Origin of the sequence: Rubrivirga sp. (assembly GCF_049648075.1) — a bacterium.
Lineage (GTDB): Bacteria > Bacteroidota > Rhodothermia > Rhodothermales > Rubricoccaceae > Rubrivirga.
This window is the reverse complement of record NZ_JBARYR010000236.1, coordinates 1-3,314: the sequence shown is the minus strand read 5'-3', so window position 1 is coordinate 3,314 and position 3,314 is coordinate 1. Positions and strand designations below refer to the sequence as shown.

The 3,314-nt window shown below is 68.7% G+C and carries 4 protein-coding genes and 1 pseudogene; 4 read left to right on the top strand and 1 reads right to left on the bottom strand.

From position 1 onward, the window contains the following. From WBA11_RS07105 to WBA11_RS07095, 3 genes and pseudogenes are all read left to right on the top strand, one after another. Positions 1-790: pseudogene (locus tag WBA11_RS07105) on the top strand (carbamoyl-phosphate synthase large subunit); the annotation flags it as partial. Positions 791-919: 129 nt separating this feature from the next. Next, the gene (locus tag WBA11_RS07100; RefSeq protein WP_424520005.1) at positions 920-1,174 is read left to right on the top strand and encodes a hypothetical protein; all 255 of its coding nucleotides are present in this window, start codon (positions 920-922) and stop codon (positions 1,172-1,174) included. A gap of 15 nt (positions 1,175-1,189) precedes the next feature. After that, positions 1,190-2,203, top strand: coding sequence for a SecDF P1 head subdomain-containing protein (locus tag WBA11_RS07095; RefSeq protein WP_424520004.1), 1,014 nt, complete (start codon positions 1,190-1,192; stop codon positions 2,201-2,203). 41 nt (positions 2,204-2,244) lie between these two features. On the opposite strand, the gene WBA11_RS07090 is transcribed toward WBA11_RS07095, so the two are convergent. Further along, positions 2,245-2,406 carry a hypothetical protein gene (locus WBA11_RS07090; RefSeq protein ID WP_424520003.1) on the bottom strand — a complete coding sequence of 54 codons (162 nt, stop codon included), beginning with the start codon at positions 2,404-2,406 and terminating at the stop codon, positions 2,245-2,247. Positions 2,407-2,574: 168 nt separating this feature from the next. Here WBA11_RS07090 and WBA11_RS07085 point away from each other — a divergent pair. After that, positions 2,575-3,314, top strand: a 740-nt coding sequence (locus WBA11_RS07085; protein ID WP_424520002.1) for an NAD(P)/FAD-dependent oxidoreductase, incomplete at its 3' end; no start/stop codon positions are given.

Sequence of the window (3,314 nt, the reverse complement as noted above, 5' to 3'; positions counted from 1 at the left end):
GATTCCGTTCCCACCCTACGGCATGGCCACGACCGTCGAGGACGCCGTCACCGTCGCCGAGGGCATCGGCTACCCGATCCTGGTCCGGCCGAGCTACGTCTTGGGCGGCCAGGGCATGCGGATCGCCATCAACAAGGACGAGGTGGCCGACTACGTCGCCAACATCCTGACCCTGTTCCCCAACAACGAGATCCTGCTCGACCGCTTCCTCGAGGACGCCATCGAGGTCGACGTCGATTGCCTGTGCGACGGCGACGAGGTGTGGATCGCGGGCGTGATGCAGCACATCGAGCCGGCCGGCGTCCACTCGGGCGACTCGACGGCCGTGATCCCGCCGTTCTCGCTGAGCGACGAGACCATCGGGGTCATCGAGGAGACCGTCGCCCAGATCGCGAAGCGCTTGGGGGTCGTCGGCATGATGAACACGCAGCTCGCCGTCCAGACCGTCGACGGCGTCGACCACGTCTACGTGATCGAGGCCAACCCGCGGGCCTCGAGGACGGTCCCGTTCGTGGCCAAGGCGACGGGCGTGCCGGTCGCTCGGATCGGCGCCAAGCTGATGATGGGCGCCAAACTCAAGGACTTCCGCGAGGCCGGCGACCTCGAGTCGTCCTTGACAGGCTTCGCGGTCAAGGAGCCGGTCTTTTCGTGGGACAAGTTCCCCGAGGTGACCAAGGAGCTTGGCCCGGAGATGAAGTCGACCGGCGAGGCGATCGCGTTCGTGGACGACATCACGGCGGAGCAGATCGCGAAGCCGTTCGAGATGCGGAATCTCTACCTCAGCCGATAGGGTTGCTCCTCGTCGCTCTAGGGGCGTCCGCGTTTTGTGCCGCAGCTCCGGACACGGGCCTGGTTCTCCGCGAGGACGGCGAACGTTCCGCCCTCGAGGGCGTACCGAGGCCACACGACAACTAGACCCATGAGCACGACCCCCGAACCCGGCAGCGACGCCGACCGCGACCCCGCCATCTCCGACGGCGAGGCGCCCCAAGCCATGCGGGTGTTCACCAAGCCAGCCCAGGACGACGTGGCCCTCGACCCTGACAACCCCGCCTTTGACCGCGTCCAAACAGAGAAGGAGGTCGACGGCGAGTACGAGCGTGAGTACAACCGCCGCTACGTCAAGGAGCACGGCGACCATCACGGTCACGAGGGCACGGACGCGGCGGCCTAGTCGTTGTCTCGGCCGATGATTCGTCTCGCGCTTCTGGTCCTCTTCGGCACGACCCTGGTCTCGGCCCAGGACGGCGTCGAACTCCGAGCCGCCGTGACAAGCGAAGCCGATGGCGACACCGACGGCATGCGCCGGTCGCAACTGGGCGGCCTCGAGGTTTGGATCGGTGAGACCGTCGCCACTTTCGTGCCGCAAGAGATCCAGTCGGTCGGCCTCGAGGTCGACGACGGGGGAGGAGCGGCCGTCTCGGTCTGGCTCGAGGGCGACGCCGCCGCGCGGTTGGCCCAGGTCACGACCTCGAGGTCGGGCTCGGCACTGGCGGTCTTACACCGGGGGACACTGCTATCCGCGCCGTGCATCGAGGGCGGCGTCGCTAATGGACTCGTCATGATCGTCGGGCTCGATGCGGCAGAGGCGCGGCGCGTGGCCCGGTCGCTGCGAGAGCGGATCGGCATCGTAGAGGGCACGTCGTCGGAGCCGGCCCGGCCGCTTCCGCCGAGGCGGGATCGTGAGACTCCGAGAGCCGATCCGCCGGCTCCACGCCCGTCAGCCGCTGCCGACCTCGATGCAGGAGACACGGCCCAGGCGTTTGTCGATGCCGTGAGTCGGAGGCAGTGGGGGAGGGTCGCAGACCTCCTGCACCCGGACTCGTGGGCCGCGGTCCGACCGGACGCCGTCGCGATGCTCCGGTTCGACGGCCCCACGGTTCGCGTTCAGGACGGTGACGCCCGAGCGTCGTTCAATGCCGCGGATGTGTTGGGACGTCGGCCGACCGAGCGCCGGCCAGCCAACCTGACCGACCGCGATTTGACCGCCCTCCAACTCGCTGCCCTCGATGCCCTCGGCATCTGGGGTCCTCCCCGCCCAATGCGCGCCGTCGTCGGACGCGTCGAGGACGGGGACGTGCTGCACGTCCTCCTGCGAGCAGGTCGTGCTACCGGAGGCGTCTCCGACGTGAGCGCGGTCACGCTGCGCCGCGACGACGCCGGCCGCTGGCGCGTCCTCTTGACCGAAGCGCGCGGGTTCTAGAGCCGCCCTCGAGGACGAACGCGACCTCGAGGGCGGAAGGCTCAGTCGTCGTTGCGCTCGCGGAGCTGGAGGTCGACCTCGAACGGGTCGACGGTGACGCTGACGTCGTGGCTGACGGAGAGTGCTCGCCAGACGAACGTGCCGACGGCGAAGGGAATGGCCGCGAGGGCGACGGCGGTCGAGGTGACGGTACGGATTGGCATGGTTTGTAGGGGAGTTTCGATCAGGCTATGCCGCGGCGCGTCATTCGTTTCCGCCTTGCGGCATTTGTACGTCGGTTCAGGTGCTTCCCGAGCCCATCACCGGCTTCACCGGGTCACCTCAACGAAAGGCATCGGCCGACGTACCAACGGCCCACTCCCGAGGGACCGATGCATTCGTTCGACCTACCGCCCGGCACTCGTCCTCGCGTCGTGATCGTCGGCGCTGGACACGGCGGATTGGAGTGCCTGGCCGCCCTCGAGGACGCCGCCGTCGACGTCGTGCTGGTGGACCGGAACAACTACCACACGTTCCAGCCGCTGCTCTACCAGGTCGCCACGGCCGGCCTCGACGTCGATGACATTACCCAGCCGGTCCGGCACATCACGCGCGATCAGGGCAACGCCGACGTGCGGTTGGGGCTCGTGGCCTCCCTCGACCTCGATGAGAGACGCGTCGTGCTCGAGACCGGGGAGCATCTGACGTACGACGCCCTGGTGCTCTCGCCGGGCGCGTCGACGGCGTACTACGGCGTCGAGGGCGCGCGCGAGAACGGCTTCGCGATCAAAAACGTCCCGGACGCCGTCGCGCTCCGGAGCCACGTGCTCCGCCAGTTCGAGGCCGTCGCGCGGAACCCGTCGCTCATCGAGAGCCCTCAGGCCGGCGAATCCAACGGGGCGTTGACCGTCGCGGTGGTCGGCGGCGGGCCGACCGGCGTCGAGATGGCGGGGGCCTTGCGCGAGCTGTTCTCGGTCTTGTCTCGCGACTTCCCCCGCGTTCCGGTCGAGCGCGCGCGCGTCGTCCTGGTCGACGGCGACCGACTGCCGCTCGGCGGGTACGACCCCGAACTCCGCCAGTACACGCGCGACACCCTCGAGGGCAAGGGCGCCGAGGTCCGTCTGGGCCACAA

Bases quoted from the DNA above. Each gene is read 5' to 3' on its own strand.
- WBA11_RS07095 (WP_424520004.1), top strand. From the start codon at position 1,190: ATGATTCGTCTCGCGCTTCTGGTCCTCTTCGGCACGACCCTGGTCTCG.
- WBA11_RS07090 (WP_424520003.1), bottom strand. From the start codon at position 2,406: ATGCCAATCCGTACCGTCACCTCGACCGCCGTCGCCCTCGCGGCCATT.
- WBA11_RS07100 (WP_424520005.1), top strand. From the start codon at position 920: ATGAGCACGACCCCCGAACCCGGCAGCGACGCCGACCGCGACCCCGCC.